At 62.7% G+C, this 1,686-nt stretch carries 2 protein-coding genes; both read right to left on the reverse strand.

Going from position 1 to position 1,686, the window contains the following annotated elements; translation table 11 throughout:
- Window positions 1-425: 425 nt before the first annotated feature.
- A complete protein-coding gene (locus VMT30_02670; GenBank protein HVQ43844.1) occupies window positions 426-1,466 on the reverse strand; it encodes an IS30 family transposase in 1,041 nt (346 codons plus the stop codon).
- The coding region (locus tag VMT30_02675) for a hypothetical protein (GenBank protein ID HVQ43845.1) at window positions 1,442-1,686 on the reverse strand (245 nt) is incomplete at its 5' end. The genes VMT30_02675 and VMT30_02670, both read right to left, overlap by 25 nt.

The raw sequence follows: 1,686 nt of genomic DNA on the forward strand, positions 1-1,686 counted from the left end.
ATTCACGGCGAGCGCAACGCAACGACTGGCGCCCGGTGGAATTCACCGGGGAATGGCGTGCTCTACGCGTCGTTCACCCTCTCCCTCTCCGTTCTCGAAGCATTCGTGCACCTGCCGCCGGCCCTGAGAATAAACCTGGCGGAATCAAATACCAAGTGCAACGATTGAAGAAGCTCGTTGATGCGCCGTGTTTTTCGTCAGCGTTCTGATTGAATATTCCAAGCCCCGACGCACTCTGATGTTACCGCCGTGCTCGTGGCCGTCAAGGCCAAGCCCTGGCGGGCGCGCGAAGTGCGCGGCCTTGACAGCCACTCCGCTCGTCGGTGGTTACGATGTGCGAGCCGGGACGGAAGGATGGGCTTCGCAGGGGCCGAACAAAGGGATGAGGTCAGAAGAGAGAACGGGAGGCGCTGCTGGCAACGTGTCTACAGGTCGGGACGTGTTCGCGCCTTGGCGAGATGCTCGTCATAGACCTCGATCGGCGACCGGAAGCCGTGGAGTTTGCGAGGGCGCGTATTGAGCTTCCAGGCGATAGCATCCAGTTCCTCCTGGGTCAGACCTGACAGGTCGGTGCCCTTGGGCAGATACTCGCGCAACAAGCCGTTGGTGTTCTCGTTGGAGCCGCGCTGCCAGGGGCTATGCGGATCGGCGAAATAGACGGTGACGCCGGTGACGGCCGTCAGCTCCTTGTGACGCGACATCTCTTTTCCCTGATCGTAGGTCATCGTCTTGCGCATCGGCATGTGCACGCGATTGAGGCTGCCAGTGAACCCCGCGAGCGCGGCCTCGGCAGTTGCACCCTCCATGCGAGCGAGCAAAACCAAGCGGCTGGTGCGCTCGACTAAGGTGCCAACGGCAGACTGATTGCGTGCACCCTTGATCAGATCGCCTTCCCAATGGCCGGGAACGAGGCGATCCTCGACCTCGGGTGGGCGCACGTGCAGGCTCAGCATATCGGGGATCTGGCCGCGTCGGTCCTGGCCGCGCGAGCGTGGACGACGCTTAGCCCGCCCGTGCCGCAGACACGCGATCAGGTCTTTGCGCAAGCCGCCACGGGGCATGACGTAGAGCGCGGTGTAGATGGTCTCGTGCGACACAGTCTTGCTCGGGTCATCGGGCCACGCGCGCTTGAGCATGCCGGCGATCTGCTCGGGCGACCAGCCCTCGCGCAGATAGTTTTGCATGACGCCAAACAGCGCCGTATCGGCAGCGAGTTTTGAGCTTCGTCGCGGTTCCTGGCGCAGGACCAGAGCCCGCTTGCCAGCCAGTGATGCATCGTAGGGTGCGACGGCGGTCGTGTCGCAGACGGGCTTGCAGCACGATGCGTTGCGCGTCAGCTCCCTGCTGATGGTGGATGGATTGCGACCAAGGCTGCGAGCAACGGCGCGCTGACTGCAGCCATCCGCCCGCATCACCATCAGCGTCGCCCGCTCCTCGGCCGTCAGATGCTCATAGTTGGTTCCCATTGCAACACCCTGCCGGAAAGGTGTTGCACTTGGTTATTGAGCCGGGCCTGCATTTTCTCATACTGCGGCCATCGGATCGCAGCGACCGCTTGATCTTCCGTCGCGCCTCGTGCGATCTCGCTCTGAACGGCATCACGGATGTCCACCAACATCTGTCGAAAGCCGCTGAGCCCTTGTCGAGTTTCCCGGGGATCCGCGGGAATGGGACCGTGTGCCGGAA

Source organism: Candidatus Saccharimonadia bacterium, assembly GCA_035544015.1.
Taxonomy (GTDB): Bacteria; Patescibacteriota; Saccharimonadia; order UBA4664; family UBA4664; genus UBA5169.

Coding starts and splice junctions, on each gene's coding strand:
- VMT30_02670 (HVQ43844.1), bottom strand. CDS start 1,466: ATGGGAACCAACTATGAGCATCTGACGGCCGAGGAGCGGGCGACGCTG.